General features: G+C 59.2%; 24 protein-coding genes. 15 read left to right on the top strand and 9 right to left on the bottom strand.

The genetic code is table 11. The features are described from left to right. From ACZYSM_RS14565 to codA, 5 genes are all read left to right on the top strand, one after another. Window positions 1-1080, top strand: coding sequence for a patatin-like phospholipase family protein (locus tag ACZYSM_RS14565; RefSeq protein ID WP_489072190.1), 1080 nt, complete (start codon window positions 1-3; stop codon window positions 1078-1080). 95 nt (window positions 1081-1175) lie between these two features. Next, window positions 1176-1532, top strand: a complete 357-nt coding sequence (gene queD, locus ACZYSM_RS14560) for a 6-carboxytetrahydropterin synthase QueD (protein ID WP_489072189.1) — start codon at window positions 1176-1178, stop codon at window positions 1530-1532. Window positions 1533-1640: 108 nt separating this feature from the next. After that, window positions 1641-2093: a GNAT family N-acetyltransferase gene (locus tag ACZYSM_RS14555; RefSeq protein ID WP_489072188.1), complete on the top strand. Its 453-nt coding sequence runs from the start codon at window positions 1641-1643 to the stop codon at window positions 2091-2093. A gap of 427 nt (window positions 2094-2520) precedes the next feature. Further along, the gene (gene codB, locus ACZYSM_RS14550; RefSeq protein ID WP_489072187.1) at window positions 2521-3786 is read left to right on the top strand and encodes a cytosine permease; all 1266 of its coding nucleotides are present in this window, start codon (window positions 2521-2523) and stop codon (window positions 3784-3786) included. Window positions 3787-3816: 30 nt separating this feature from the next. Continuing rightward, complete coding sequence (codA, locus tag ACZYSM_RS14545) at window positions 3817-5070, top strand: cytosine deaminase (RefSeq protein WP_489072186.1); 1254 nt, start codon at window positions 3817-3819, stop codon at window positions 5068-5070. Between the two features lie 150 nt (window positions 5071-5220). Here codA and ACZYSM_RS14540 read toward each other — a convergent pair whose 3' ends face one another. Continuing rightward, window positions 5221-6213 carry a diaminopimelate epimerase gene (locus ACZYSM_RS14540; protein ID WP_489072185.1) on the bottom strand — a complete coding sequence of 331 codons (993 nt, stop codon included), beginning with the start codon at window positions 6211-6213 and terminating at the stop codon, window positions 5221-5223. Continuing rightward, window positions 6210-6638: a RidA family protein gene (locus ACZYSM_RS14535; protein ID WP_489072184.1), complete on the bottom strand. Its 429-nt coding sequence runs from the start codon at window positions 6636-6638 to the stop codon at window positions 6210-6212. The genes ACZYSM_RS14540 and ACZYSM_RS14535 overlap by 4 nt, the downstream gene beginning before the upstream one ends. A gap of 219 nt (window positions 6639-6857) precedes the next feature. Between ACZYSM_RS14535 and ACZYSM_RS14530 the strand changes: the two genes are divergently transcribed. Further along, window positions 6858-8009 (top strand): MFS transporter, encoded by a 1152-nt coding sequence (locus ACZYSM_RS14530; protein WP_489072183.1) that lies wholly within the window; start codon window positions 6858-6860, stop codon window positions 8007-8009. Between the two features lie 105 nt (window positions 8010-8114). Here ACZYSM_RS14530 and ACZYSM_RS14525 read toward each other — a convergent pair whose 3' ends face one another. Continuing rightward, window positions 8115-8312, bottom strand: a complete 198-nt coding sequence (locus ACZYSM_RS14525; protein ID WP_419116328.1) for a YbdD/YjiX family protein — start codon at window positions 8310-8312, stop codon at window positions 8115-8117. A gap of 15 nt (window positions 8313-8327) precedes the next feature. Then, complete coding sequence (locus ACZYSM_RS14520) at window positions 8328-10385, bottom strand: carbon starvation CstA family protein (RefSeq protein WP_489072182.1); 2058 nt, start codon at window positions 10383-10385, stop codon at window positions 8328-8330. A gap of 290 nt (window positions 10386-10675) precedes the next feature. Between ACZYSM_RS14520 and ACZYSM_RS14515 the strand changes: the two genes are divergently transcribed. The 5 genes from ACZYSM_RS14515 to ACZYSM_RS14495 all read left to right on the top strand — a co-directional run bounded on the left by ACZYSM_RS14515 (window position 10676) and on the right by ACZYSM_RS14495 (window position 16889). Then, complete coding sequence (locus ACZYSM_RS14515) at window positions 10676-12031, top strand: cache domain-containing protein (protein ID WP_489072181.1); 1356 nt, start codon at window positions 10676-10678, stop codon at window positions 12029-12031. Between the two features lie 39 nt (window positions 12032-12070). After that, on the top strand, window positions 12071-12703 hold the full coding sequence (locus ACZYSM_RS14510) for a response regulator (RefSeq protein WP_489072180.1): 633 nt from the start codon (window positions 12071-12073) through the stop codon (window positions 12701-12703). 189 nt (window positions 12704-12892) lie between these two features. Next, window positions 12893-13465 carry an Hsp20/alpha crystallin family protein gene (locus ACZYSM_RS14505; RefSeq protein ID WP_489072179.1) on the top strand — a complete coding sequence of 191 codons (573 nt, stop codon included), beginning with the start codon at window positions 12893-12895 and terminating at the stop codon, window positions 13463-13465. Between the two features lie 227 nt (window positions 13466-13692). Then, complete coding sequence (ftsH, locus tag ACZYSM_RS14500; protein WP_489072178.1) at window positions 13693-15531, top strand: ATP-dependent zinc metalloprotease FtsH; 1839 nt, start codon at window positions 13693-13695, stop codon at window positions 15529-15531. Window positions 15532-15536: 5 nt separating this feature from the next. Continuing rightward, a complete protein-coding gene (locus ACZYSM_RS14495) occupies window positions 15537-16889 on the top strand; it encodes an erythromycin esterase family protein (protein WP_489072177.1) in 1353 nt (450 codons plus the stop codon). Between the two features lie 112 nt (window positions 16890-17001). Here ACZYSM_RS14495 and ACZYSM_RS14490 read toward each other — a convergent pair whose 3' ends face one another. Both ACZYSM_RS14490 and ACZYSM_RS14485 read right to left on the bottom strand, forming a co-directional pair. Then, a complete protein-coding gene (locus tag ACZYSM_RS14490; RefSeq protein WP_489072176.1) occupies window positions 17002-17673 on the bottom strand; it encodes a dienelactone hydrolase family protein in 672 nt (223 codons plus the stop codon). Window positions 17674-17683: 10 nt separating this feature from the next. Continuing rightward, window positions 17684-18376, bottom strand: a complete 693-nt coding sequence (locus tag ACZYSM_RS14485; RefSeq protein WP_489072175.1) for a phosphoribosyltransferase — start codon at window positions 18374-18376, stop codon at window positions 17684-17686. 452 nt (window positions 18377-18828) lie between these two features. Here ACZYSM_RS14485 and ACZYSM_RS14480 point away from each other — a divergent pair, with 452 nt between their 5' ends. Then, on the top strand, window positions 18829-19755 hold the full coding sequence (locus ACZYSM_RS14480) for a universal stress protein (protein WP_489072174.1): 927 nt from the start codon (window positions 18829-18831) through the stop codon (window positions 19753-19755). A 34-nt stretch (window positions 19756-19789) separates the two neighbouring features. On the opposite strand, the gene ACZYSM_RS14475 is transcribed toward ACZYSM_RS14480, so the two are convergent. Further along, the gene (locus tag ACZYSM_RS14475) at window positions 19790-20953 is read right to left on the bottom strand and encodes an MFS transporter (RefSeq protein WP_489072173.1); all 1164 of its coding nucleotides are present in this window, start codon (window positions 20951-20953) and stop codon (window positions 19790-19792) included. Window positions 20954-21053: 100 nt separating this feature from the next. Here ACZYSM_RS14475 and ACZYSM_RS14470 point away from each other — a divergent pair, with 100 nt between their 5' ends. The 3 genes from ACZYSM_RS14470 (at window position 21054) to ACZYSM_RS14460 (ending at window position 24653) form a co-directional block, all read left to right on the top strand. Beyond that, entirely contained in the window at window positions 21054-21818 is a 765-nt protein-coding gene (locus tag ACZYSM_RS14470) for an AraC family transcriptional regulator (RefSeq protein WP_489072172.1), read from the top strand. A 109-nt stretch (window positions 21819-21927) separates the two neighbouring features. Continuing rightward, window positions 21928-23064: an HlyD family secretion protein gene (locus ACZYSM_RS14465; RefSeq protein WP_489072171.1), complete on the top strand. Its 1137-nt coding sequence runs from the start codon at window positions 21928-21930 to the stop codon at window positions 23062-23064. Continuing rightward, a complete protein-coding gene (locus ACZYSM_RS14460; RefSeq protein ID WP_489072170.1) occupies window positions 23061-24653 on the top strand; it encodes a DHA2 family efflux MFS transporter permease subunit in 1593 nt (530 codons plus the stop codon). The genes ACZYSM_RS14465 and ACZYSM_RS14460 overlap by 4 nt, the downstream gene beginning before the upstream one ends. 9 nt (window positions 24654-24662) lie before the next feature. Here the strand turns inward: ACZYSM_RS14460 and ACZYSM_RS14455 are convergent, their stop codons facing one another. After that, the gene (locus ACZYSM_RS14455) at window positions 24663-25103 is read right to left on the bottom strand and encodes a carboxymuconolactone decarboxylase family protein (RefSeq protein ID WP_489072169.1); all 441 of its coding nucleotides are present in this window, start codon (window positions 25101-25103) and stop codon (window positions 24663-24665) included. A 256-nt stretch (window positions 25104-25359) separates the two neighbouring features. Continuing rightward, window positions 25360-26805, bottom strand: a complete 1446-nt coding sequence (locus ACZYSM_RS14450) for a mechanosensitive ion channel domain-containing protein (protein WP_489072168.1) — start codon at window positions 26803-26805, stop codon at window positions 25360-25362. Window positions 26806-26938: the final 133 nt, after the last annotated feature.

Below are 26938 nucleotides of genomic sequence, written 5' to 3'. Positions count from 1 at the left end.
ATGACCGCTATCCACATCAAGTTCCCTGCCCTGACCCTCAAAGCCGGAAAACGCGCCTTCGCGCGGATCCGTGAAAACGGCTTGAGCGCCGCCGATGTCGGTACGCTACCGGGCGCGGCGGGTGGACCAAAAGCCTTGGGCATACAGGGGCTGGACCTGGCGTTGTTTGGTGAGTGGCTGCCGGCAGCCCCGCGGGAGCGCTCGTTGATTGGCGCATCGGTCGGTTCCTGGCGCTTTGCCAGTGCCTGCTTGCCGGATGCCGCCGAGGGGATCCGGCGCCTGGGCCAGCTCTACAACGAGCAACGTTTCGCCAAAGGCGTGAGCATGGCGCAAATCAGCCAGAGCTCGCAACGCATGCTGGACGACCTGCTCGACGGTCGCGACGCGTCGATTCTGAACAGTCCTGACTACCGACTGAACATCGTTGTGGTGAAAAGTCATGGGCTGCTGGCCGACGATCATCGCGGCCGCTTGGGTCTAGGCTTGTCGTCGGTGATCGCCGATAACCTGCGCGGCCGTTCACGCCTGTCCCGGCATTTCGAACGGCTGATCCTGCATGACCCGCGCCTGGTGCCGCCACTCAATGCCCTCAACGACTTCCCTTCGCGCTTTGTCCACCTCGATGGTGCCAACCTACGTCAGGCCTTACTGGCGTCCGGCTCGATCCCGATGGTCATGGAAGGCGTGCGCAACTTGCCCGGCGCGGGTATCGGCACCTATCGCGACGGCGGCCTGCTGGATTACCACCTCGATTTGCCCTACAGCGGCGATGACATCGTGCTCTACCCGCACTTCACCGACCGGGTGATTCCCGGCTGGTTCGACAAGGCTTTGCCGTGGCGACGTGGCAACCCGCAGCGGCTGCAGAACGTCTTGTTGTTGGCGCCCTCCAGGGACTACCTGTCCCGCCTGCCCTACACCAAACTGCCAGATCGCAACGACTTCAAGCGCTTCATGGGCGATGACCAGAGCCGGCAAAAATACTGGCGCACGGCCATGGATGAAAGTCGCCGGCTCGGTGACGAGTTCCTTGAATTGGCCGCAACCGGTCGGCTGGGGGAGAACTTGCTGACCCTTTAGTCAGTGTTTTCCCGCAACGACAAACCCAAGCTGTTAAACTCGCCACCTGCCTTCATCGCCGCTGGCGATAGCCACCTGACAGAGCTCAAACCACTGTGGAAATTTTCAAAGAGTTTACCTTCGAATCCGCCCACCGCCTGCCTCACGTTCCGGAAGGCCACAAGTGCGGACGTCTGCATGGCCACTCGTTCAAAGTAGCCATTCACCTGAGCGGCGATCTCGATCCGAACACCGGCTGGATTCGCGACTTCTCGGAAATCAAGGCGATCTTCAAGCCACTCTATGAGCGCCTCGATCACAATTATTTGAACGACATTCCTGGCCTGGAAAACCCGACCAGCGAAGTCCTGGCCAAGTGGATCTGGAACGAGCTGAAGCCCCTGCTGCCGGAGCTCAGCGCGATCCGCATCCATGAAACCTGCACCAGCGGCTGTATCTATCACGGCGAATAAGCCGGCGATTAAAAAAACCACCGAGCCCGGTGGTTTTTTATGCCTGTCCCTTCGGCTTTTGGACCGTTACAGTCCAGACCCGTCCTTCGGTTAAAAGGTAGTGGCTCCATGCAGTCCATCATCCGTCCCGCAACCCTGGAAGACATCGCGCTGATCGAGGCTATCGTCCAGGCCGCCTACTCTCCCTACATCGAGCGTATCGGCCGCAAACCCGGGCCGATGCTCGATGACTACGTCAGCCAAGTGCTGGCCAGGCGCGTCCATGTCATTGAGAGCGATGTGGCGATGGTTGGCTTCGTGGTGTTGATCAACACCGAGGAATACTTGTTGCTGGATAACCTGGCCATCAGCCCACAGGCGCAAGGCCAGGGCTATGGTCGGCAATTGCTGGAGTTTGCCGAGTTCCACGCCGTTGAAGCGGACTATGCCTCGATCCGGCTGTACACCCATGAGGCAATGAGCGAAAACATTGCGCTGTACACCCGAAGGGGCTTTGTCGAAACCCACCGGGTCGAAGAGAACGGCTTGCGGCGGGTTTACATGAGTAAGTCGTTAGGGTGAGTGGATGCGCCGGATAACGCTGTTCCTTGTAGCAGTTGCCGAAGGCTACGTTAGGCCGCGAAGCGGTCGCAATGCAGTAAACCGCGCTTGTTCAGGAAGAATGAAATTGACGGATTAACGACTGCTGCGCAGCCTCCGGCAGCTGCTACGGGGTGCACGTTGCTCCCGAAACCGATTGTCTAACTGGCATCGTGGCAAGTCCTCCTCCCACAAAAGCCCCCATCCCCGACAGTGATCAAACTTGTATCAACCCCGCACTGCTTTCGTGCCCGACTGGGCAAATTGACCAACCCATCACGCTAAATCCCCATTCACGGCTATAAATGTTGTGCAGGTTGCACGATGCCAGCTGTGCGTCGATCACTGCCTGCACGTTGGCACGGCGACTGCAATGTGCCAGCGTCACTCACAGACCAGGGAAAGGCATATGACGCAGAACGATCCGGGCAACGATTACCCTCTCAGCGAAGTCCCCATGCATGCCCGCAAGGGCCTGGCGTCTACAGCGATGGTGCTGCTGGGCTTTACCTTCTTCACCGCAACCATGTTTGCCGGGGGCAAGCTTGGCGTTGCTTTCAGTTTCACCGAGATGCTTGGGGTCATCGTCCTCGGCAATCTGCTGCTGGGTATCTACGCGGCCGGGCTGGGTTACATCGCCTTCAAAAGCGGTCTGAACTCGGTATTGATGGGGCGCTTCTGCTTCGGCGAGATCGGCAGCAAGTTGAGCGATTTGATCCTCGGTTTCACCCAGATCGGCTGGTACGCCTGGGGCACCGCGACGGCCGCCGTGGTCTTGGGCAAGTACTTCGAGCTGAGCCAGGGCACAGTACTGGCGTTGATGGTGCTGTTTGGCATGGCGTTCTGCGCCACCGCGTATATCGGCTATCGCGGCCTGGAAATTCTCTCTTACATCGCGGTGCCCGCCATGATGTTGCTGCTGATGCTGTCGATGTGGGTCGCCACGGTGAAAGTTGGCGGTCTGGATGGATTGCTGGCCGTCGTACCCACCGGCAGCCTGGATCTTTCGACCGCTATCACCCTGGTTTTCGGTACGTTCGTCAGCGGCGCGACCCAGGCCACCAACTGGACGCGTTTTTCCCGTTCGGCCCGGGTGGCTGTACTGGCGAGCCTGATCGGCTTCTTCATCGGCAACGGATTGATGGTGTTGATCGGTGCCTATGGCGCGATTGTCTACCAGCAGCCAGACGTGGTCGAAGTGCTGCTTTTGCAAGGGTTCGCTATGGCGGCTATGGCCATGCTCTTGCTGAACATCTGGAGCACCCAGGACAACACCATCTATAACTTTGCGGTGGCCGGCTGCAACTTGCTGCGCACAGAGCGGCGTAAAACCGTGACGCTGGTCGGCGCGGTGATCGGCACACTGCTTGCCCTGCTCGGCATGTACGACATGCTGGTGCCCTACCTGATTCTGCTGGGCACGGTGATCCCACCCATCGGCGGTGTAATCATGGCGGATTTCTTTTTCCGTTATCGTGGTTGTTATCCACGCTTGGCAGATGCACAACTGCCCGCGTTCAACTGGCCGGGCCTGACGGCTTATGCGGTGGGTACCGTGGCGGCCTTCAGCTCACCATGGGTTGCGCCGCTGGTGGGTATCGCCACCGCTGCGCTGACCTATATTGTGCTGACAGGCATGCTCGGCGCCCGAACATCCATGCCGGTCGACGCCTAAACATAAGATTGAACAAAAAGGACTGCCCCGATGCATATCATCAACGCCCGTCTGCGCAACCGTGAAGGTCTGCATGAACTGCACCTGGAAAACGGGTTGATCGCCAGCATTGCCCGGCAAACCGAAGCCCCGACACTGGGCCCCGAAGACCTGGATGCCGGCGGCAATCTGGTGGTGCCGCCCTTCGTCGAGCCGCACATCCACCTCGACGCCACCCTCACCGCCGGCGAGCCCCGCTGGAACATGAGCGGTACGCTGTTCGAAGGCATCGAATGCTGGGGCGAACGCAAGGTGACCATTACCCAGGAAGACACCAAGACCCGCGCCAAGAAAACCATCCGCACCCTCGCCGCCCACGGCATCCAGCATGTTCGGACCCACATCGACGTCACTGAACCGACGTTGACCGCGCTCAAAGCGATGCTCGAAGTGCGCGAGGAAAGCCGCCATCTAATCGACCTGCAGATCGTCGCGTTCCCGCAAGAAGGCATCGAGTCCTACCGCAACGGCCGGGAGCTGATGGAGGAAGCCATTCTCTTGGGCGCCGATGTGATTGGTGGCATTCCGCACTTTGAATACACCCGCGACCAAGGCGTGAGTTCGGTCAAATTCCTGATGGACCTGGCCGAGCGCACCGGCTGCCTGGTGGACGTGCATTGCGACGAAACCGATGACCCGCATTCGCGCTTCCTCGAAGTGCTCGCCGAAGAAGCCCGCAGCCGTGACATGGGCGCCCGGGTCACGGCCAGTCACACCACCGCCATGGGCTCCTACGACAATGCCTACTGCGCCAAATTATTCCGTTTGCTCGGGCATTCCGGGATCAGCTTCGTGTCCTGCCCGACCGAGAGCATTCACCTGCAAGGACGCTTTGATAACTTCCCGAAACGTCGCGGTGTAACCCGGGTCAACGAGTTGCTTGAGGCCGGGATGAACGTCTGTTTCGGTCAGGACTCCATCGTCGACCCCTGGTATCCGCTGGGTAACGGCAACATTTTGCGGGTGCTCGAAGCCGGTCTGCACATCTGCCACATGCTCGGTTATCGCAACCTGCAAAGCGCATTGGACCTGGTCACCGACAACAGCGCCAAGGCCATGGCTCTGGGCGATCGTTATGGACTGGAACCGGGCCGCCCGGCCAACCTGCTGATTCTGTCGGCCGACAGCGACTATGAAGTGATCCGCAGCCAAGGGCTGCCGTTGTATTCGATTCGGGGCGGGGAAGTGTTGATGAAAAGGCAAATGCCGCAGGTGGAATGGGTTGGGGATTCGGGCTTTAGTTGATTGGCTTAGAGCCTCTCTGACCGGGCGGGCGCTATCGCGAGCAGGCTCGCTCCCACATTAGTTCTGCGCTGATCACACCATCGTAGACTGACGCAGATCCAGTGTGGGAGCGAGCCTGCTCGCGATAGCAATCGATCAGTCTCCGAAATTCTAAGGGATGATCCTCGCTGTCCCGAACAACCTGACCCGGCTCAATTCACCGTCCTTTTCCTCCAGAAAGATCGGCGCCGTGCCGCCGGGCATGATCACCGCGACTTCCCCCGCCGAAACCCAACCCACACTCCACGCCGCGCAAGCCACCGCGCTGGCGCTGGTGCCAGAGGATGCGGTCGGGCCTTCACCGCGTTCGAACACCCGAGCGACGATCCGCCCTTCAGACTCAAGCATCGCCCATTGCAGGTTGACCCCGGCCGGGCAAGGCTTACCAGCACCGGCCGGCATCGCGAAAGCGATGCGGGTCAGATAGGAAGACAAAAAGGGCTCGCGCATCTGCTCATTACTCAGTAGCGCAACCGCTTGCGATACCAGCGTCACGCAATGAGGATTGCCGATACGGACAAACTGGCTGTGATCCCACGCCGGGTTCAAGCAGGAAAGCTGCGGCACCTGGTTCAGACTGTGACCGTTCAATTCGGCGACCTCAACGCCCAAAGCACCTACGGCTTGCGGGCCGAATGCAGGTTTACCCAAATCCAGCCAAAACCCGCGGACGCCTTCCACCTCGGCCGGCTCTACCAAGGTTTCCACCGGCGACATCGCATCACACTTGTCATGATGAACCTTGAGCACGCACGCTCCCTGTTCCGGCATCAAACCCTGATCAGTCAACGCCTGAGCAAAAATCGTCAAACCGTTGCCACTGCGCTCGGCCAGGCTGCCGTCGGTGTTAACGATCAGCAGGTCGTAGGGCGGCGCAGCCTGGAACGGGCCGATGAGCAGACCATCCGAACGATGCGCCTTGGCGCCTGCCGGTATGGCTTCGGGTGCCCAGCCGCAAAAGGCTTCCACTGCCTGCAACGCCCAGGTAGTGCGGGTTTGAGCCGCCTGGCTGGCCAGCTCAGGCAACTCAATTCCCTTTTGACGCAGCACCTTGGGTGAGACAACGGCGTAGATATTGCCGCGGGCATCATAAAACTGCGTCATACAGCGACAGCCGCCATCGCCTCAATCTCGAACAGCATGTCGTCCAGCGCCAGTCTCGGCACCGGAATCAGGGTACAGGCCGGTTTGGGCGCTGAACCCCAGACTCGATGCAGTTCCTCGCCGAAGATTTCCAGACGCTCCAGGCTGTGGTCGACGATCAATACCGTCAGTTTGGCGACATCGCTCACCCCGGCACCGGCCGCTGCCAGGGCGATTTGCAGATTTTCCAACGCCTGCCGGACCTGTTCAGTGAAGTCGCTGGATAACTGACTGTCCGCATTCTCCCCGCCCTGTCCGGCGATAAACACCAGCCGTGCGCCAGCGGCTACCTGGGCCACATGGGAATAGCCATTGGCGGTCGGATCGTAAAGCCCTGGCGGGTTCGACAATTGCAGCGTTGGGGAGTGTTTTTTATCCGAGTGCATCGAATTCTCCTTAATTGATGAGTGAGCGGAACGGTTGCAACTTTCCGCTTATTTGATTGGCAATGCCACTGGCCGGATCGGTGCCGCGTCCGCACCGAGAAACTTTCAGTGAGGCACTGCTTTGCATCCGATGGGAGACCCCGGCCTCGCCGAGCGATGCCTGATGTGCAAGGATGTTGCGCTGCACTTAGTTATCGGCCGGATTGCCAAGGATTTTTCATGACTGCCATCAGTACACCAGCACCCGTGGTCCCCGGGCGCCTGGAGCAAATGTCCACGCGCATCGCCTTCTTCATCGCCGGTTTCGGCATCGCTGCCTGGGCGCCACTGGTGCCTTATGCCAAGGCCAGGGCCGGGCTCGATGAAGGTACGCTCGGCTTGTTGCTGCTGTGTCTGGGGGTCGGCTCGATCATTGCCATGCCGGTGGCCGGGATCCTGGCCTCGCGCTTCGGTTGCCGTCGCGTGATGACCGGCGGGACGATTCTGATTTGTCTGGCTCTCCCGCTGTTGGCGACGGTGTCCTCGATTCCGTTGTTGATTGCCGCGCTGTTCATGTTCGGCGCCGGGCTTGGTTCGGTGGACTCCACGGTGAACCTGCAAGCGGTGATCGTCGAACGCGCCAGTGGCAAAACCATGATGTCGGGCTTCCACGGGTTGTTCAGCCTTGGCGGGATCGTCGGCGCGGCCGGGGTCAGTGCCCTGCTGGGCCTGGGGATGTCACCGTTGGGTGCGATGCTGGCGGTGATCGTGTTTCTGGTGCTGGCGTTGCTCAAGGCTGCGCCGCATCTGTTGTCCTATGGCAGCGAAAGCGCGGGCCCAGCCTTTGCCGTGCCTCATGGTGTGGTGCTGTTTATCGGCATTCTGTGCTTTATCGTGTTTCTCGCAGAAGGCGCGGTGCTTGACTGGAGCGCAGTGTTCCTGACATCTGAACGCAATCTCGATGCCGCCTACGCGGGCTTGGGTTATGCCGCGTTTGCCCTGACCATGACCGCCGGCCGCCTGACGGGCGATGCCGTCGTGCATCGGCTCGGCGCCAAACGGGTGATCATTATCGGGGGACTCACCGCCGCCGCTGGCCTGCTACTCGCAACCCTGGCCCCAGCCTGGGAAGCGGCGTTAGTGGGCTATGCGTTGGTGGGTGCGGGCTGTTCGAACATCGTTCCAGTGCTGTACACCGCCGTCGGCAAACAGAAAGTCATGCCCGAAAGCATCGCCGTGCCGGCCATTACCACCCTGGGCTACGCCGGCATCCTCGCTGGGCCCGCGGTGATTGGTTTTATCGCCCACGGCAGCAGTTTGAGCGTTGCCTTTGGCTTGATTGCGCTGCTGTTACTGGCCGTTGCAGCCAGTGGGAAAGTGTTGAAGGTTTAAAAGCTTCGCGGGCAAGCTGTTGTGGTCCAGTTTTTTTGGACCAATCTGTAGGAGCGAGCAAGCTCGCTCCTACAGTAGTGTGGTGTGTTGCCTAAACGCCGTGTTTCAACAGCACTTGGGACCACCCTTGCCGCCGTAACGAGCCTCCTGGCGTTCGCGAAAGAACGCCTCGTAGGTCATGACCGGTTTGTCCGGGTGTTTGGTGTGCATATGCTCGACGTAGTTGTCGTAGTCGGGCATGCCGACCATCAGGCGCGCGGCCTGCCCGAGGTATTTACCGAGGCGACTCAGGTCATTGAACATGTCTGCACTCCTTGATTACGCGTCCGGCAAGGCCTGAAATGGCGTTTCTTTATCCGTGCGTTCTTTACTGCCCCAGGCCGAAACACCGACCTTGATGGCATAGAACAGGATGCTGAACACCACGAACAGGAACAGCGCTGTCAGTGTCGCGTTGGTGTAGGCGTTGTAGATCACGTGCTGCATCTGGTTGATGTCCTTGGCCGGCGCCAGAATCTGACCGTTGGCCAGCGCATCACTGTACTTCCTGGCCAGAGACAGGAAGCCGATCGCCGGGTTGGCATCGAACAGCTTGATGAAACCGGCGGTGGTGGTGCAGATCAGCAGCCAGACCGCGGGCAGCAAGGTCACCCAGATGTAGCGTTGGCGTTTCATTTTGATCAGCACGACGGTGCCAAGCATCAGCGCGATACCGGCCAGCATCTGGTTGGAGATACCGAACAGTGGCCACAAGGTGTTGATGCCGCCCAGTGGATCGATCACGCCTTGATACAGCAGGTAACCCCACATCGCCACGCAACCTGCAGTCGCGATCAGGTTGGCGGTCCAGGATTCCGTCCGCCGGAGGGCCGGAACGAAGGATCCGAGCAAGTCCTGCAGCATGAAGCGCCCGGCACGGGTACCGGCATCGACTGCGGTCAGGATAAACAGCGCCTCGAACAGGATCGCGAAGTGGTACCAGAACGCCATGGTGTTCTCACCCGGCAGGACATGGTGCAGGATCTGCGCGATACCGACCGCCAGGGTCGGCGCACCACCGGCACGGGCCAGAACGGTGGTTTCACCGATGTCTTTGGCCACGGCTTGCAGGGCTTCCGGAGTAATGGCAAAACCCCAACTGCTGACCGTCTGGGCAACCGACACCACATCACCACCGACAATGGCCGCCGGGCTGTTCATCGCAAAATAGACACCCGGCTCGATCACCGAAGCAGCCACCATCGCCATGATGGCCACGAAGGACTCCATCAACATGCCGCCGTAACCGATGTAACGGGCATGGCCTTCGCTCGCCAGCAGCTTCGGTGTCGTCCCGGAAGCGATCAGCGCGTGGAAACCCGACACCGCACCGCAGGCGATGGTGATGAACAGGAACGGGAACAACCCGCCCTTCCACACCGGCCCGGTACCGTCGGTGAACTGGGTCAGTGCCGGCATTTTCAGCTCAGGCATGGTAATCAGGATGCCAATCGCCAAAGCGACGATGGTGCCGATCTTGAGGAAGGTCGACAGGTAGTCGCGCGGCGCCAGAATCAGCCAGACCGGCAGCACTGCGGCGACGAAACCGTAGCCAATCAGCATCCAGGTGATCTGGAGTCCAGTGAAGGTAAAGGCTTTGGCCCAGACCGGATCAGCGGCAATCTGCCCGCCCAACCAGATCGAACCCAGCAGCAGAAGCACCCCGACAACCGAGATTTCACCGATGCGGCCCGGACGGATGTAGCGCATGTAAATGCCCATGAACATCGCGATCGGGATGGTCGCCATCACCGTGAAAATGCCCCACGGGCTCTCGGCCAGGGCCTTGACTACGATCAGCGCCAGCACCGCGAGGATGATGATCATGATCAGGAAGCAGCCAAACAGCGCGATGGTGCCGGGGATACGGCCCATTTCCTCACGGACCATATCGCCCAGGGAGCGACCGTTGCGGCGGGTCGACATGAACAGGACCATGAAGTCCTGCACGGCACCGGCAAACACTACGCCAGCAATCAACCAGAGCGTGCCGGGCAGGTAGCCCATCTGCGCGGCCAGCACCGGGCCGACCAACGGCCCCGCGCCAGCGATGGCCGCGAAGTGGTGACCGAAAAGAACATGTTTGTTGGTCGGCACATAGTCCAGACCGTCGTTGTTGAGCACTGCAGGGGTGGCCCGAAGTGGATCGATCTGCATCACATGCCTGGCGATAAACAGGCTGTAGTAGCGGTATGCGACGAGGTAGATAGCGACTGCGGCGACTACGATCCAAAGGGCGTTAATGGCTTCGCCGCGGCGCAAGGCCACGACACTCAGCGCGAACGCACCAATGACAGCCACGACAAACCAGGCGAGGTGTTTAACCAGACGGGGCATTGTGTGTCTCCTGCCGACAGCCGATGGCCTGCGGCGATAATTATTATAATAGCGCCCCGTTATGCGGAGCTCGCCTAATATCCGCGCATGTCGCCATTGGCGGAATCCGCAGTACTACGTAAGCCCCTTCTACGTAGTACTACTGAGAGCCGCCTTTGAGCATTTCTGACCCGTTAATCCGAGCGCTCTCTACGCTTGCAGGGCTGAAGTCTTTTTCGCTTATCATGCCCAATCCATGACACCCGCCAGCAGCCCTTCCGCACCGCCGTCCGGTCTGGACAGGAGTAGAGATGCAGCTCAAACACAAGATTGTCGCGCTAGGCGTTTTGCCGCTGATCCTGGCTGTTGCTGTCATCTGCGCGCTGGTGATTTTCCAGAATCGGCAGCTGGGCGAACAGCAGGCGCAGTTGATCGAAGACAGCATTCTGGCCAGCAAACGCGCGGAACTGAAAAACTACGTAGAAATGGCTAAAAGCTTGATCGAGCCACTGTATGCCAATGGTCAGGGTGACGAACTGGCGCAAAAGCGAGTCCTCGAAGAATTGAGGAAACTCAGCTTTGGTATCGATGGCTACTTCTTTGTTTACGATCGCCAGGGCCGAAACCTGATGCACGCCAGGCAATCCGAACTGGTTGGAAAACACCTCTGGGAGATGACCGACCCCCACGGTTTGCCCGTCATTCAGGCGTTGCTCAAAAGCGCGGAATCCGGAGAAGGTTTCCAGCGTTACGCCTGGAAAAAACCGTCGACAGGAGAGGTCACCGATAAACTGGCTTATGTCGTTATGCTTGACCGTTGGGGCTGGATGCTCGGTACCGGCATCTACCTCGAAGACATCGAGCAGGCCACGCAGCAAGCCCGCGATGAAGTCGCGCAAGGCATACATGCCACCATGCTGGCGATCGCTGCCGTAGCGCTGATCGCCGTGCTGCTGGTCTTCGCCAGTGGCATGACTTTAAACGTCAGTGAGCACCGTTTGGCCGACAAAAAACTTCAGCGACTCAATCAGCGAATCGTCAGCTTGCAGGAAGAAGAACGGTCGCGCGTATCCCGCGAACTGCATGACGGCATCAGCCAGTTGTTGGTGTCGATAAAGTTTCAGTTCGAGCTGGCCACCCATGTGCTCGAGACGGGTCGGGATAACGGCTTGAGTATTTTGCGAGACGCGACAGAGCGTTTGGGGGGAGCTATCGGGGAGGTCCGCAGCATTTCTCACGACCTGCGTTCATCGTTGCTCGACACCCTGGGCCTACCCGCGGCCATCGGACAATTAGCCACTGAGTTTGAAAAACGCAGTGGCTTGCGGATGAACTATGAAAGCGACCTGTTCGACTGTCATTTGGTCGACGGTGCGGCCGTTGCCTTGTTCCGCATCGCTCAAGAAGGACTGACCAACATTGAGCGCCATGCTCAGGCCAACACGGTGTCGATCACCCTGCAGGGTTCTGCCCAGGCTTTACGCCTGATCGTCGTCGACGATGGCATCGGTTTTAATGTCACTCGAATCGAACGCCTGCATGGCGGTATAGGACTGCGCAACATACGTGAAAGAGTCGAGCATTTTGGTGGCCGATTCGATCTCCACTCAGTGCCTGGCAGGAGCGAATTGAACGTCCTCCTCCCCATGTCCCTGACCGACATCTGATGCAGATCTTTGTCAGAAAACAATAAGAGAAATACCCTGATGAGCCTGTCTTTCCCGATTCGTATTGCCTTGGTCGACGACCATTCACTGGTTCGCGACGGCATCCGGGCCTTACTCGCGGTGATGGCGCCTTTGGAAGTCGTCGGTGAGGCCGAAAGTGGCGCGGATGCCATCGAAATGGTCAGCCGGACGAAACCCGATTTGCTACTGGTCGATATTGGACTTAAGGACATGAACGGCCTTGAATTGACCCGCGCACTGCGCCGAGAGTACCCATCGATCAAGATCCTGATACTCAGCATGTACGACAACTACGAGTACGTGAGTGAATCGGTGCGCTCAGGTGCCAGCGGCTATGTGCTGAAGAACGCTCCTTCACGTGAAATCATCGCGGCTATCGAGGCGATTGCCAGCGGTGGAACCTTCTACAGCGCAGAAATCGCGCAGAAATTGGCCGCAGACAGGCACACCGATAGCGAACTGACCCCACGTGAAAGCCAGGTACTTTGCAAGATGGTCCAAGGACTGAACAACAAAGAAATGGCCCGCGAACTCGACATCAGCGTGCGCACCGTAGAAACCCACCGCCTGAGCATCCGTCGCAAACTCAACATCGACAAGCCCGCCGCCTTGCTCAACTACGCGATTGAGCACGGGTTGATTTCCCGCTGATTCGAGCCAGGAATCCTCCATTCCACTGATCGACGTGCCGCTGACTCAAGCCAAATACGGTCTATTCTTATTAAGCAGACATTGAGTTGACGGGCGCCGCAACGCTCCTGTGACTCCCTGATAGATCCCCCCCGAGGTGACAGGCCACACGGATATAGGCAACTACCTCTAATCCAGAGGAGAAATGACATGTCTAGCCCCATTAAAAAAATGCAGGTCGGCACGGAACAGAAGCCCCGCCAGACAGCAGTGAGTACTGATCTCTTGCGCCCCTTTGAATCGCTGCGTCAACAGATCGACCGTTTGTTCGAAGACTTTGGTCGAGGGTCGGCACTTTCGCCATTCAGCCGGAGCCTCTTCGATGTCGAGCCATTGAGCCGTAACCTCTTCGATATCGAGCCACTCTGGGGTCAGGAACTGAGCGGTCGTGGAATGCCTGCCGTGGATATTTCCGAACAGGCTAGAAGCTACGAAATCACTGCCGAACTTCCCGGTATGGATGACAAAGACATTGAGATCAAACTGTCCAACGGCAGCCTGATCATCAGAGGGGAAAAGAAATCAGACAGGGAAGAACAGAGAAAGGGCTACCACCTCTCTGAACGCAGCTACGGTTCATTCGAGCGGGTCTTCAACCTGCCCAAAGAGGTCGATGCCGACAAGATCGACGCGCATTTCAGCAAAGGCGTGCTGACGGTCTCTCTGCCGAAAAAAGCCGAGGCCCTAAAACCGGAAAAGGTCGTGAAAATCAAAGCCGACTAAAACCGTGTGCCCATCGGCCCCTTGCCAGGAAAACCTGGCAAGGGGCTTTTTGTGGATCCTCCCCCCTTTTTGTAGGTGCTGCCCAAGATCTTTTGATCCTGGCGATCTCGCTCTGCAAGCAGTCAGTTGGATATAGATCAAACTGATCGACTGGCAACTGGTCTAAAGTTTTAATCAACACTATTTAGGGTCTGTTGACGTTTATCGTTCACTCTCGAGCCCAAGCCATGAAGAAGACCGATCAGTGGAACATTTCATACTTCCTCATCATCTTCGCCGTGTTGACACTGGCGCAGTTCTTCCTTCTTGGACGCAGTGCCGTCGAGTCAATCCCTTACAGCCAGTTCCTGCAGTTGCTGGAGGAGCACAAGGTCAGCGAATTGAGCATCGCCAAGGACCAAATCAGCGGCAAACTGCAAGAGCCCATCAACGGTCATAACCTGTTCACCACAGTGCGGGTCGACTCCAACCTGGCGACAGAACTCGCTCAATCAAACGTCAGTTTTTCCGGCGTCAACGAAAACACCTTGCTGGGCAATCTGCTCGGTTGGTTCCTGCCCTTTCTGATAATCATGGTGGTCTGGAGCTTTATGTTCCGCGGCCTTGCCGGGAAACAGGGCATTGGCGGCCTGATGAACGTCGGCAAGTCACGGGCCAAAGTATTCGTCGAAAGCGATACGGGGGTGACCTTCGCCGATGTGGCCGGCATTGACGAAGCCAAGGCCGAGCTGGTGGAAATCGTGTCGTTTTTGAAAGACAAGGCCAGGTACACCCGCTTGGGTGCCCATATTCCCAAGGGGACTTTACTGGTTGGCCCCCCGGGAACCGGTAAAACCCTGGTCGCCAAGGCCATCGCCGGTGAAGCCGGGGTGCCGTTTTTCTCCATTTCCGGATCCGAGTTCGTCGAGATGTTCGTCGGCGTCGGCGCCGCCAGGGTTCGCGACTTGTTCGAACAGGCTCGCCAAGCGGCCCCCTGCATCATTTTCATTGACGAACTGGATGCCCTGGGAAAGATGCGCGGTATCGGTGCATTTGGTGGCAACGACGAAAAAGAGCAGACACTCAACCAACTGCTGGCGGAGCTGGACGGCTTCGATCCTCGCGAGGGCGTAGTGCTGCTGGCCTCCACCAATCGCCCGGAAGTCCTCGACCCGGCGCTGCTGCGGGCCGGCCGCTTCGATCGTCAGATCGTCATTGATCGCCCGGACCGCAAGGGTCGGTGCGAGATTCTCAAGGTGCATATCAAGCACATCACCGCTGATCCCAGCGCCGACTGCGAGCGTATTGCCCAGATCACCACCGGTTTCACTGGCGCAGACCTGGCGAATCTGGTCAACGAAGCCGCGATCGTTGCGACCCGTCGCGGTGCCCCGGCGGTCAGCCTCGATGACTTCACGGCTGCTGTAGAGCGCATCATCGCCGGCGTTGAACGCAAGAGCAGTCTGCTACAGCCCGAGGAGCGCCTGGTGGTCGCCTATCACGAAATGGGCCATGCCCTGGCGGCCGGCACCTTGCCGGGAATGGACCCGGTGCACAAGGTCTCGATCATTCCTCGCTCCATCGGGTCGTTGGGCTACACCCTGCAACGCCCGACCGAAGATCACTTTCTGATCAGTTACCAGACGCTCAAGGATCGCATCGTGGTGTTGATGGCCGGTCGGGCCGCCGAGTACATCGTCTATGGGCAGATTTCCACAGGAGCGGCGGACGACTTGGCCCGGGCCACCGATATCGCCCGGCAACTGATTACCCGTTTCGGCATGAGCGCAGAGCTCGGGCAGTCGGTGCTGGAGCGACAGACCCCCACTTACCTGGGCGATCACATGTTGAATCGGGGGGATAAGGATTACTCGGAACAAACCGCGCGGGAAATCGACCTTGGCATCAGAGCCCTGCTCGATGAAGCCTACAGTCGCGCCAAGGCGTTGCTTGAGAGCCGCCGGACCGATCTGGATGCCGGCGCCAGACTCCTGCTGGAAAAGGAAACCCTGACGCCTGAAGAGTTCCCCGCGCTAATGCCCCTCACGCCTGCGTGCACGTCGGGCAATCCACTCTCATCGGAGTGATGCTCATGAACTTCTTGAAGAAACTTTCCGGCGCCCATGCCAACGGTGCGCAGGCCTCCATTGTCCCCTTGTTACGCCAGTATGCTGAGGCGCTGCCACCGTTGAATTGCGAGGCCTTCGGCGAGATGTTCGACCGTTACGCCGATGCTCGTGTGGTGATGATCGGTGAGGCCAGCCATGGCACCAGCGACTTCTACCGAACCCGGGCGGCCATCACTCAACGGCTGATTGAGCAGCATGGGTTCACTATTGTTGCCGTCGAAGCAGACTGGCCGGATGCGGGCCACGTTGACCGGTATGTCCGCGGGCTGGCGCCTTCGGCCTGGAAACGTCATATCTTCAGCCGATTCCCGACCTGGATGTGGCGCAATACCGATGTAAGAGCTTTCGCCCACTGGCTTCATCAGCACAACCACCAGAAAGCGCCCGAGCTGCGTGTCGAGTTTCGCGGGCTGGACGTTTACAGTTTGCACAATTCCATTCGAGAGGTCTTGAACTACCTGGACCAGGGCGACCCTCAGCTTGCGCACGAAGCGCGACAGCGCTATGGCTGTCTGACCCCCTGGCAGGATGATCCTGCGCTATACGGGCATTTTGTTGAACGCGGCGGTGTCATGCCCTGCGAGGAAGCGGTGGTCGAGCAGCTCAATGCCATATTGGCCGAACAACTGGCAGGGCTTATCCAGGACGACGAAGCGTTCTTCAATGCTACGCAAAACGCCCAGGTCGTTCGGGCTGCGGAACAATACTACCGAGCCATTTATCGAGGCTCGATCACCTCCTGGAACCTGCGTGACACGCATATGTTCGACACCTTGCGTGCGCTGCTTGAGCATCGAGGCCCTCAATCCAGGGCGGTGGTGTGGGCCCACAACTCCCATATCGGCAATGCCGCCGCCACGGAAATGGGCTGGAAGGGTCAGTTCAATATCGGTCAGCTGTGCCGTAGCGCCTATGGGCGCGACGTCGTGCTGATCGGCATGAGCACCGACCGTGGCCAGGTGGCGGCAGCCGATGACTGGGATGGCGACATGCACATCAAGGACATCCGGCCATCTCGTGCGGACAGTTGGGAGCATCAGTTCCTTGAGGCGGGCATCGCCGCGTCATTGACCGACTGGCGCGATCCACAGCGAGAAGCGTTGCGCGAGGCCCTGTCCGAGACGCTGCTGGAGCGGGCCATCGGTGTGATTTATCGACCTGAAAGCGAGCTCAGCAGCCACTATTTCCAAGCGGTGCTGGCCGAACAATTCGACGCCATGGTCTGGATTGAACAGACGCAACCGGTGACGGCACTGCACCTGCCAAAAAGCCAGGAGCAGGAATCGGAAGACGAAACCTTTCCGTTTGGTGTGTGAAGCTCCGCCAACGCTGTGCACCCGCAAATTATCAGGTGTACCCAATACCTGTAGGAGCACGGCTTGCCGGCGATAGCGTCCTTGAGATCGCCATCGCGAGCAAGCTCAGCTCCTACAGGTCGCGTTCGGACGATCTTTTGTGCAGATACACCTCGAACCAGTCGCCAGCCAGTCTGGCGACTTCCTCGAGGGTTCCTGGTTCTTCAAAAAGATGGGTGGCACCGGTTATGACATCCAGCCGTTGTTCACACTGCAGGGTCTGGGCGCTTTGGCGGTTCAGGCCGAGCACCGTCGGGTCCTGATCGCCGACGATTTGTAAGGTGGGTGCCTTCACCAAGGCCAACGCTGTCCCGGCCAAATCGGTCCGCCCTCCTCGGCTGACCACCGCGTGCACCACGTCGGGACGTAGCGCCGCTGCCAACAACGCCGCTGCGGCACCGGTGCTCGCGCCGAACAGCCCGATGCGCAACGATTGCAATTCAGTTCTGCGCCCTATCCAGTCGATCACACCCACCAGCCGCCTGGAGAGCAGCCCGATATCAAAGCGCAACTCCCCGGTCAGGTAGTCCATATGTTGTTCTGGCTCTGTCAGTAGATCAAACAGCAGCGTGCCCAGGCCTCGCTCGGCCAGTGACTGTGCAACCCGCTGGTTACGTGGGCTCGAACGACTGCTGCCGCTGCCATGGACGAACACCACCAATCCGTCTGCGGCTGCAGGCAAACGCAAATCAGCGGCTAACTCGACGTCCGCCAGTTCCAGCTTGCGACGCTGTGGCTTTAGCATTGGATGTGCCTCAAGGCGTTCCCTGTCCCGGCTTCGATTCGCGTCCCCAGGCGCGTTGCAATAGATCAATCACCTCTTCGTCCGAGGTCTGGGAAAAGTCCACGTACCAACTGCCGATCGACATCAGCCACTCGGGGGCGAGCGGACAAACCAGTTCATCCACTTCGCTGCGCAGCGCCTCTGCGGTCTCAAGCGGCGCCACCGGTACCGCGACGACAATGCGTGACGGTTTTTGCAGGCGCACGGCGTGTACCGCTGCCATCATCGAAGCGCCCGTGGCCAGCCCATCATCGACCAGAATCACCACCTGATCTTGCAATTTCATGGGCGCACGCGTTGCCCGATAGGCGCGCTCGCGACGCAGCAACTCTTGGCCTTCCCGTGCGACCACGGCTTCGAGGGTGCGTTGATCAATGTGATTAGCCCGTAGCGCATCCTCATTCACTATTTGTATGCCGCCACTGGCTATGGCGCCCATGGCGAATTCCTGGTGGGACGGCACGCCGAGCTTACGGACCAGCATCAGGTCCAGGCGAACCTCCAGAGCGGTGGCGACTTCATAGGCGACCGGAACGCCGCCGCGAGGCAAGGCCAGGACAATCACATCGGGTCTTTGAGCGTATTTGAGCAGCGGCTCCACCAGGCTTTGGCCGGCAGCCGTCCTGTCACGCAAGGTAGTGTGTTGAGAGGAATGATAAGTCATTCAATACCTCCTCCAGGTGGTATGCCCCCGATGCCGGCCCCATACATGTCCACATAGCGTTTGACTGATGCATCGAAGCCTATGTTCCCCGGTTCCGCGAGCATTCGCGCCATGACGACGACCGGAATGATGCCTTCAGCGATTGCGGCCCGGGACATAGCCTCTGGACGCCGCACCGAAATTCGTCACGCCCCCGTTCGCCCCAATGTCACCCGTTTTGTTTTGAAAGATGCCAATGCTGCCCTCACCTGCCTGCGACAAGGACAGGTTAATGGGGCGATCGTACTGACGCCTTGAACGTTAGTGCGACCACACGTCGGATGCCCCTGTTGACGTTGATGGAAATCAACCCGTTTGCCCGTACTGGCGGCATGATCAGATAATGGTTTCACCACTTGACGTCCAGCCGCGGCCCGAAAGGACCGCTGTCTTTACCGTTCGGGAGGTTTGTCATGTCCAGACAAAAACGCTTCATGCTGGTGGCTTCGCCATTGATGCAGCCCGGCGCGGCCTTCGACAGGGCCGCCGCGCTCGCCAAGGCCGAAGGTGCGGCGCTGCACATTGTGGCGTTTGACTATCTCGAGGGTCTGGCGACAGCAGGCCTGGTCAATGAGCAAGCGCTCGAGCAAATGCGTCTAGGCTACGTCGAGCGGCACCGCCAGTGGCTTGAGGAACAGGCCAGGCCGATGCGCAAAATCGGCGTTGATGTGACCACCGAGGCGGTATGGGTCGAACGTCCACTGGAAGAAATCCTGATACACCTCAAAGAACAGCCCATGGACATGCTGATCAAGGCGTTGGAGCACGAATCGCTGTTGAAGCGGATCATGTTCACGCCCCTCGACGTGCACCTGATGCGCCAGTGCTCTGTACCGCTGCATTTCGTAAGCAATACCCATCACACCCTGCCGCGCAAGATCGTCGCCGCGGTGGACCCCCTCCATCACCATGACCAGAACCAGGGCTTCAATGACCGGATCATCAGCGAAGCGGTGAAACTGGCGATGCGATGCAACGCCGAAGTCGAGGTGCTGTACGCCTATGACCTGTCATCGATCACCTCGTCGGAGTTCGGCTTTTCCAAAGGTTCGTCCTTCTTCTCCTCGAGCATGGCCAAGGCCATGTATGACATTCAGGATGAGGCCTTCAACGCGCTGGCCGAGCGCAACGGCATACTGGCCGGACAGCGCCACATGGTCATGGGCAACCCAGCCAAAGTCCTGGCCAGTTATGCCAATGCGCAGAACGTCGATGTCATCGTCATGGGCAAAGTGAGCCCACATGGCCTGGATAAACTTATCGGCAGTACGGCGGAGCACCTGCTCTACAAGATGCCTTGCAGTGTGTTGGTGGTCTCTGCTGAACAACTCGAGGATTGAGGTCGAGCGACCATGGCTGTTGGGAGTCCCCACATCAGTGCCGCCTCGCCTCGACGCAAGTTGTCTGGCTGGACCTCCATCCATCAGACATCGTCAGCAACACCGCCAGGCCACCGCACACCACCAGGGTCCAGCCCAACGCCTGGCTCCAGGCGGCGAGCATCAAGCCGCCACCGATCATCAGGTAATACATCAAACCGAACAACGCGCCGGCTGTGCCCAAGCGATCGCCATAGTTCGCCAGCGCCGAGCCAAGGATATTCGGGATGGCCATGCCGAACGCCAGCACCACCAGCAGCATCGGCGCAACGAACCAGGCGCTGCCTTGTAACGCTAACACCGCAACTCCACCGATCAGCGCTATGGTCGCCGCCAGCGTCACAAGCTGCTCGCTATTGAGACCTCGCTTCAATAGATATTTGTTTAGCCAGGCACCCAGACCGGAACCCAGCGCCAGCACCACCCCGCTGTAGCCAAACAGCTCCGGCCCAAGCCCCAAACGCTGGAAAACGAAGGGTCCGAGGCTGTAGTAGCTGAACAGTGCAACGTTGAACAATGCGACCAATACGGCCGAGCGCCAGAGCGCTGCGTCCCGCAGCATCAGCCACAAGGTGCCGACAAGCGAGGGCGTGCTCACCGTTTGCGCCCGGGTTTCCGGCAGGGCCACGGCGCACCAGCCCAGCAGTGTCAGCGCGAGAATAAGCAAGCAGGCCAGAACGCCGCTATAACCAAAGACATCGACCAGGCTCGCCCCAATGAACAATCCAATGGCCGGGCTCGCCGCCAGAGCGATGCCCATTACTGAAAACACCTTGGCCAGCTCCATCCCCCGGTAACGATCGCGCAGCACAGTCTGGGTGACCACAGAACCGACCGCCGCGCCAAAAGCCGCCAGCGCCTGGGCCAGTAATAGACCGCTGAAGTTACTGACACTCAGCGCCAAGACCGTCGCTGCGGCATACATCACCAAACCGCACAACATTGAAGGCCGCCGACCGATACGGTCACAGACCCGCCCCCACACCACAACGCCCAAGGCGAACGCCAGAAAATACACCGACAGCGTTTGCGCAGCCAGTTGCGGACCGACGACAAACGCCCGACCGATATCAGCAAGCGCCGGGCTATAAAGGGTTTGTGCCATTTGTGGAAACATCAGCAAAGCGACTGCCAAGACCAGCAGTTTGTTTGAATTCATCACGGCACTACTCAGAGGAAAAGACTGGCGGCGATTTTAAAGAACAGTGACTGGCGTATTATCCAAATCAAGCCAATTTACACCTTAAATCGGACAACCTATGGCATGGCTCGACGCCCACGCGCGGTTTGACCCGGATAGCTACGCAGCTCCGGTAATCGGTATTGCCGCCACCCTTGGCGACCATGACTCCGGGTTGCATCAGCATCAACGCGGTCAATTGCTGTACACGCGCCAGGGCTGCACGCGTATCACCCTGGCCGACCAGCTATGCCTGTTGCCACCGTCCCGCGCGGCATGGATTCCGCCACGTGTCGCGCACCGTGCGGTGATGCACCAGAGCGTCGATTACCGCTCGATTTACCTGACACCGCAGCTGTCCAGCGAACTGCCAAAACAGGTCGCGGTAATCGAGGTCAGTCCGCTGCTACGGGCAGTACTGGAACCGATGGCCATGGACGAATTCAACACCGACTGGAGCCAAGGGAAATACGCGCATCTTTTAAGGCTGTGCGTGATTGAGATGTGCGACGCCGCGCAACAACCCATGTTGCTGCCATTACCGCGAGACAAACGCCTGGCTGCGCTACTCGCCTCGCCCGAACAACTGCCGCCAGAGTTGCAGGTCCTGGTAACCCGGGTCGGCGCCAGCAGCAAAACCATCGGGCGGATTTTTCAACGTGAAACCGGCATGGGCTATCAGCAATGGCGCCAACAATGGCGGCTGATGCGTGCCATCGAGCTGCTCGCCACCGGCCGCAGCATTGCCTACAGCGCCTTCGAACTGGGTTTTGCCAGCGACAGCGTGTTCATTGCGTTTTTCAAAAGCATGACCGGCACCACGCCCAAGGCGTATTTCAAGTAAAGCTCCATCAAATACACCTGACGACTGGCAGGAAAATTCACTTGCAGCGAAATATTACATATATCATATTATATTCGTAATATTTATCTGATCCGACAGGTACCCTGCCATGACCAGCATGACTGCAGTTGAAGAGCCAGGCGTCGCTGCCGCACTGAACCCGCCCAGGCCAGCCCTGCTCAAGCGCCTGATGCTGATGACTCTGGCGGTTGCCGCGCTGGTGTTGATCGGTCTCTATGGCCTGCATTGGTGGACCAGCGGGCGCTTTATCGAAGACACCGACGATGCCTACATCGGCGGCGATGTCACGGTAATAGGCCCGAAAGTCGCCGGTTATATTGAAGAAGTGCTGGTGACGGACAACCAACAGGTGCATGCCGGTGACGTGCTGATTCGGCTCGACTCACGGGATTATCGCGCCAGCCTGGCCAAAGCCGAGGGTGCGGTGGCTGCAGAGGAAGCCTTGTTGGCCAACCTTGATGCCACCGAGCAACTGCAACACGCGGTGATTGGTCAGGCCCGGGCCGGGATCGACGCGACGGGTGCAGAGATGTCGCGCTCGCGGGACGACAATGCACGTTACAAACGCCTGGTCGGCAGCTCTGCGGTGTCGGTGGAAAGCGCACAGCGGGCCGACGCCACCTTCAAAACCGCTCAGGCCCTCAGCGCTCGGGCGCAGGCCGAATTGCTCGCCACCCAGCGCCAATTGAACGTGATCGCCACCCAGAAACAGCAGGCCAGAGCGGCATTGATGCAAGCCCAGGCCGATCGGGATATCGCTCGATTGAACCTCGGTTACACCGAGTTGCGCGCCCCCGTAGATGGAGTGATCGGCAACCGCCGGGCGCGGGTGGGCGCCTATGCCGTTGCCGGCTCTCAACTGCTGTCGGTGGTGCCAGCCAGCGGCCTGTGGGTCGACGCCAATTTCAAGGAAGATCAGCTCAGGCTGATGGTGCCTGGCCAGCGGGTCAGCATCCACGCCGACGTACTGCCCGGGCGCGAATTCCACGGGCATCTGGACAGTCTGGCGCCGGCAACCGGCGCGCAGTTCAGCGTGTTGCCGCCGGAAAACGCCACCGGCAACTTCACCAAAATCGTCCAGCGAGTGCCGGTGCGCATCGTCCTCGATCCGGCTGACGCGGTGTTGGGCCAACTGCGGCCGGGTCTCTCGGTGAGCGCCTCGGTCGACACCAAAGCCGAGCGTAAAGAACCTTCGGCTACCGTCGCCCAGGCCAGCGCACCATGAATCGCGCCCTCGCCGCACCGGCCAAGCCCTTCGATGCCTCGTCCATGGCGACCGCGACCAAAGTGTTCGCCTTCGCCACGATGTGCATCGGCATGTTCATTGCGCTGCTGGATATCCAGATCGTCTCGGCTTCGCTGCGCGACATCGGCGGCGGACTTTCGGCCGGCACCGACGAAACCGCGTGGGTGCAGACCAGTTACCTGATCGCCGAGATCATCGTCATTCCGCTCTCGGGTTGGCTTTCGCGGGTATTTTCCACGCGCTGGCTGTTCTGCGTCTCGGCGGTCGGCTTCACCCTGGCCAGCCTGCTGTGCGGAGCGGCCTGGAACATCCAGAGCATGATTGCCTTCCGCGCGCTGCAAGGGTTTCTCGGCGGTTCAATGATCCCGCTGGTGTTCACCACCGCGTTCTTTTTCTTCACCGGTAAACAACGGGTGATCGCTGCGGCGACCATCGGCGCCGTGGCTTCGTTGGCACCGACTCTAGGCCCGGTGATCGGCGGCTGGATCACCGACATTTCATCCTGGCACTGGCTGTTTTACATCAACCTGGTACCGGGCATTTTCGTCGCGGTGGCGGTACCGATGCTGGTGAAAATCGACGAGCCGGAACTGTCGCTGCTCAAGGGCGCCGACTACCTGAGCATGGTCTTCATGGCGCTGTTTCTCGGTTGCCTGGAGTACACCCTCGAAGAAGGCCCACGCTGGAACTGGTTCAGCGACAGCACCATCCTCACCACCGCCTGGATCTGCGGTCTGGCCGGTCTGGCCTTTATCGGTCGCAGCTTGCACGTGGCCAACCCGATCGTCGATCTGCGTGCCTTGAAAGACCGCAATTTTGCCTTGGGCTGTTTCTTTTCGTTCGTCACTGGCATTGGCCTGTTCGCGACCATTTACCTGACGCCGCTGTTTCTGGGACGGGTGCGCGGCTATAGCGCGCTGGACATTGGCCTGGCGGTGTTCTCCACCGGGGTGTTCCAGATTCTGGCGATTCCGCTGTATGCCTTTCTGGCCAACCGCGTCGACCTGCGCTGGATCATGATGACCGGCCTTGGGCTGTTTGCCTTGTCGATGTGGGATTTCAGCCCGATCACCCACGATTGGGGGGCCAGGGAATTGATGCTGCCGCAAGCCTTGCGCGGCATTGCCCAGCAATTGGCGGTGCCGCCAGCCGTGACCTTGACGCTTGGTGGGCTGGCCCCGGCGCGTCTCAAGCATGCTTCGGGGCTATTCAACCTGATGCGCAATCTGGGCGGCGCCATTGGCATTGCCGCCTGCGCGACCATTCTCAATGACCGAACTAACCTGCACTTCACCCGACTGGCCGAGCATCTCAACAGCAGCAACGAAGCCTTGAATCAGTGGCTGACGCAAGTGGGCAGCAACTTCGCCGCCCTCGGTCAGACCGGCGACCAGGGCGTCACCGCCAGCCTGCATCAGCTATGGCTGCTGACCTACCGGGAAGCCCAGACCCAGACCTATGGCGACGCGTTTTTGATGATCATGCTCTGCTTCATCATCGCCACTGCAATGGTGCCGCTGATGCGCAAGGTCAAACCACCGGCCGCACCGTCTGCCGATGCTCATTGAGGCTCAGGTTTATTCCTGCGGGAACTTGCGAAAGCCCACCGCCAGACGGTTCCAGCTATTGATAGTGGAAATCGCCATGGTCAGGTCGACCATTTCGCTGGCACTGAATTCAGCGCTCAGCAGCGCGTAATCTTCATCCGGCGCGTGGGTTTCCGAGAGTCGGGTCAGGGCTTCGGTCCAGGCCAGTGCGGCACGTTCACGCGGGGTGAAAAACGGCGTTTCACGCCAGACCGAAACCGCATAAAGACGCCGTTCGGTTTCACCACCCTTGCGAGCATCTGCGGTGTGCAAGTCGACGCAGAATGCGCAGGCGTTGATCTGCGAAGCGCGCAGCTTGACCAGTTCGATCAGGTTTTTTTCCAGCGGCAGTTTCGATACTGCATTTTCCAGCGCCAACATGGCTTTGAAGGCATCCGGCGAAGCTGTGTAGAAATCGATACGAGGTTGCATGGTGTGCTCCATAACACGTGGGTGCCGCTACGTTAGTCCCGCCTGTGGCTTGCACAAATAGCCAATTGTTGGGAAGTTGAGGATGCCAATCGGCGGTGATCATCCACTGCCCATTCGGTGCCCCCAAAAGATCGTCCGAACGCGGCCCGAACCTGCGGCAACTCCTACGCCGACTCCGTGCACCCGCAAATTATCAGGTGTACGCAATACCTGAGCTGCCGCAGGCTGCGATCTTTTTCTTAAGAACGCCGAGGCTTTAAGCCCTACTCCGCAACCACTGCAAAAAGCCCTTTCTTTTCTCCACCACTTTTGGCACTTCCTGAATCAGGGTTTGTGCGGTGTGCAGGCGGAAATCCAGCAGATTTTTCATTGCATCACCGATATCGCGGCGAGCATCCAGGCAAGGTTTCAAGTACTCATTCTCGATGCGGTACAAGGTGCAAAAAGTCTTGGCCGAGAAATCGGCGATCACGGCCTGGTCGGAGAGGATCCCCGCCTCGCCGATCACCTCTCCCGGTCCCATGCGGCCAGCTTCGAACTTGGTGCCGGCACGGCTCAGGGCCACCGAAACCACGCCGGATTCGATAATGAATAAATGATCGCTGACCTCGCCGGCGGCCAGGATCATCTCCCCGGCGCGGAAGGTTTTCAGGGTCATGTTCTGGCTGAAGGTATCTTTCTCTTCCTGACGCAAGGTCGAGAAAATACTCGAGCTCTCCAGCAGCGCCCTAGGCCGTGAGTAGTTGGCCGGCGTCACGCTTTCCACGGTCGACAACAGGCTCACACCCGACGCCTTCAAGTGCCGATACGCCAGATCAAACAACTGATTGCGCACCTCACGCTTCTGAGCCATGGACGATACGAACCCGCTGATTTCGTATTCCACCCCACTGCTGCTGGAGCTTTTCAGCGCGACATTCGGCGCAGGTTTAACGAGCAATGGCCGACAACCCTGCATGGCGCGCTCCAGCGCATCAATGACGGTTTGCGGCCGGGCATGAGGGCTGACTTGCAGGCTGACGGACAGACCAAATATGTCGCGAGGCCGGCTGAAGTTGATGATCTTGGCTTTTGCCGCCAGGGAGTTGGGGATCACTGCCATGCTGCCTTGGGTCGTTTGCAAGCGCGTCGCCCGCCAGTCGATATCCGTCACTCGGCCTTCGGTCCCATCAATGGAGATCCAGTCATCGATTTGATAGGGTTTGGTGGTGTTCAGGACGATGCCGGAGAACACGTCGCTGAGGGTACTTTGCAACGCCAGACCGACAATGATCGCCACCGCCCCGGAAGTCGCCAGCACGCCCTTGACCGGCAAATCGAGCACATAGGCCATTGCCGCAATAATCGCGATCAGGAAAATCACCGCCCCGAGCAAATCCTGCAATAACCGCCCTGTGTGCCCGACGCGCTGCATCATCAGGGTGCCTAGCAGCACCGTCAGGGTCCGCGCGCCGAACAGCCACCAACCAATCTGCAGGCCGGTCGCAGCCAGGTGCAATGGCACATTCTCAGGCCACGGCGCCGCTTCCATCGGGTTCATGCCTTCATTGAACAGCAGCACACTGAACAACGAGAAAATCACCAGCCGCACCGCCAGTTTCCAGTTGCTGCTACTGGCCGAAATCAGCCGCCACAGCAGGATGTCGAGCAGGATCAGGGCCAGGGCGCAGAGCAGCGGGTGATCGGTGAGAAGTGTCGGCATCAAGCAACTCCAGCAAGCGAATAGCGCGAAGATGCCACACATTGTAGGAGCAGGCGAAGCCTGCGATCTTTTGGCGATCATCCCTTTAACCGGAGATCAAAAGATCGCAGCCTGCGGCAGCTCCTACGAGGGC

The organism is Pseudomonas sp. F220 (genome assembly GCF_057813935.1).
The sequence above is the reverse complement of the archived record's forward strand: the minus strand, read 5'-3'. Positions and strand labels throughout refer to the sequence as shown.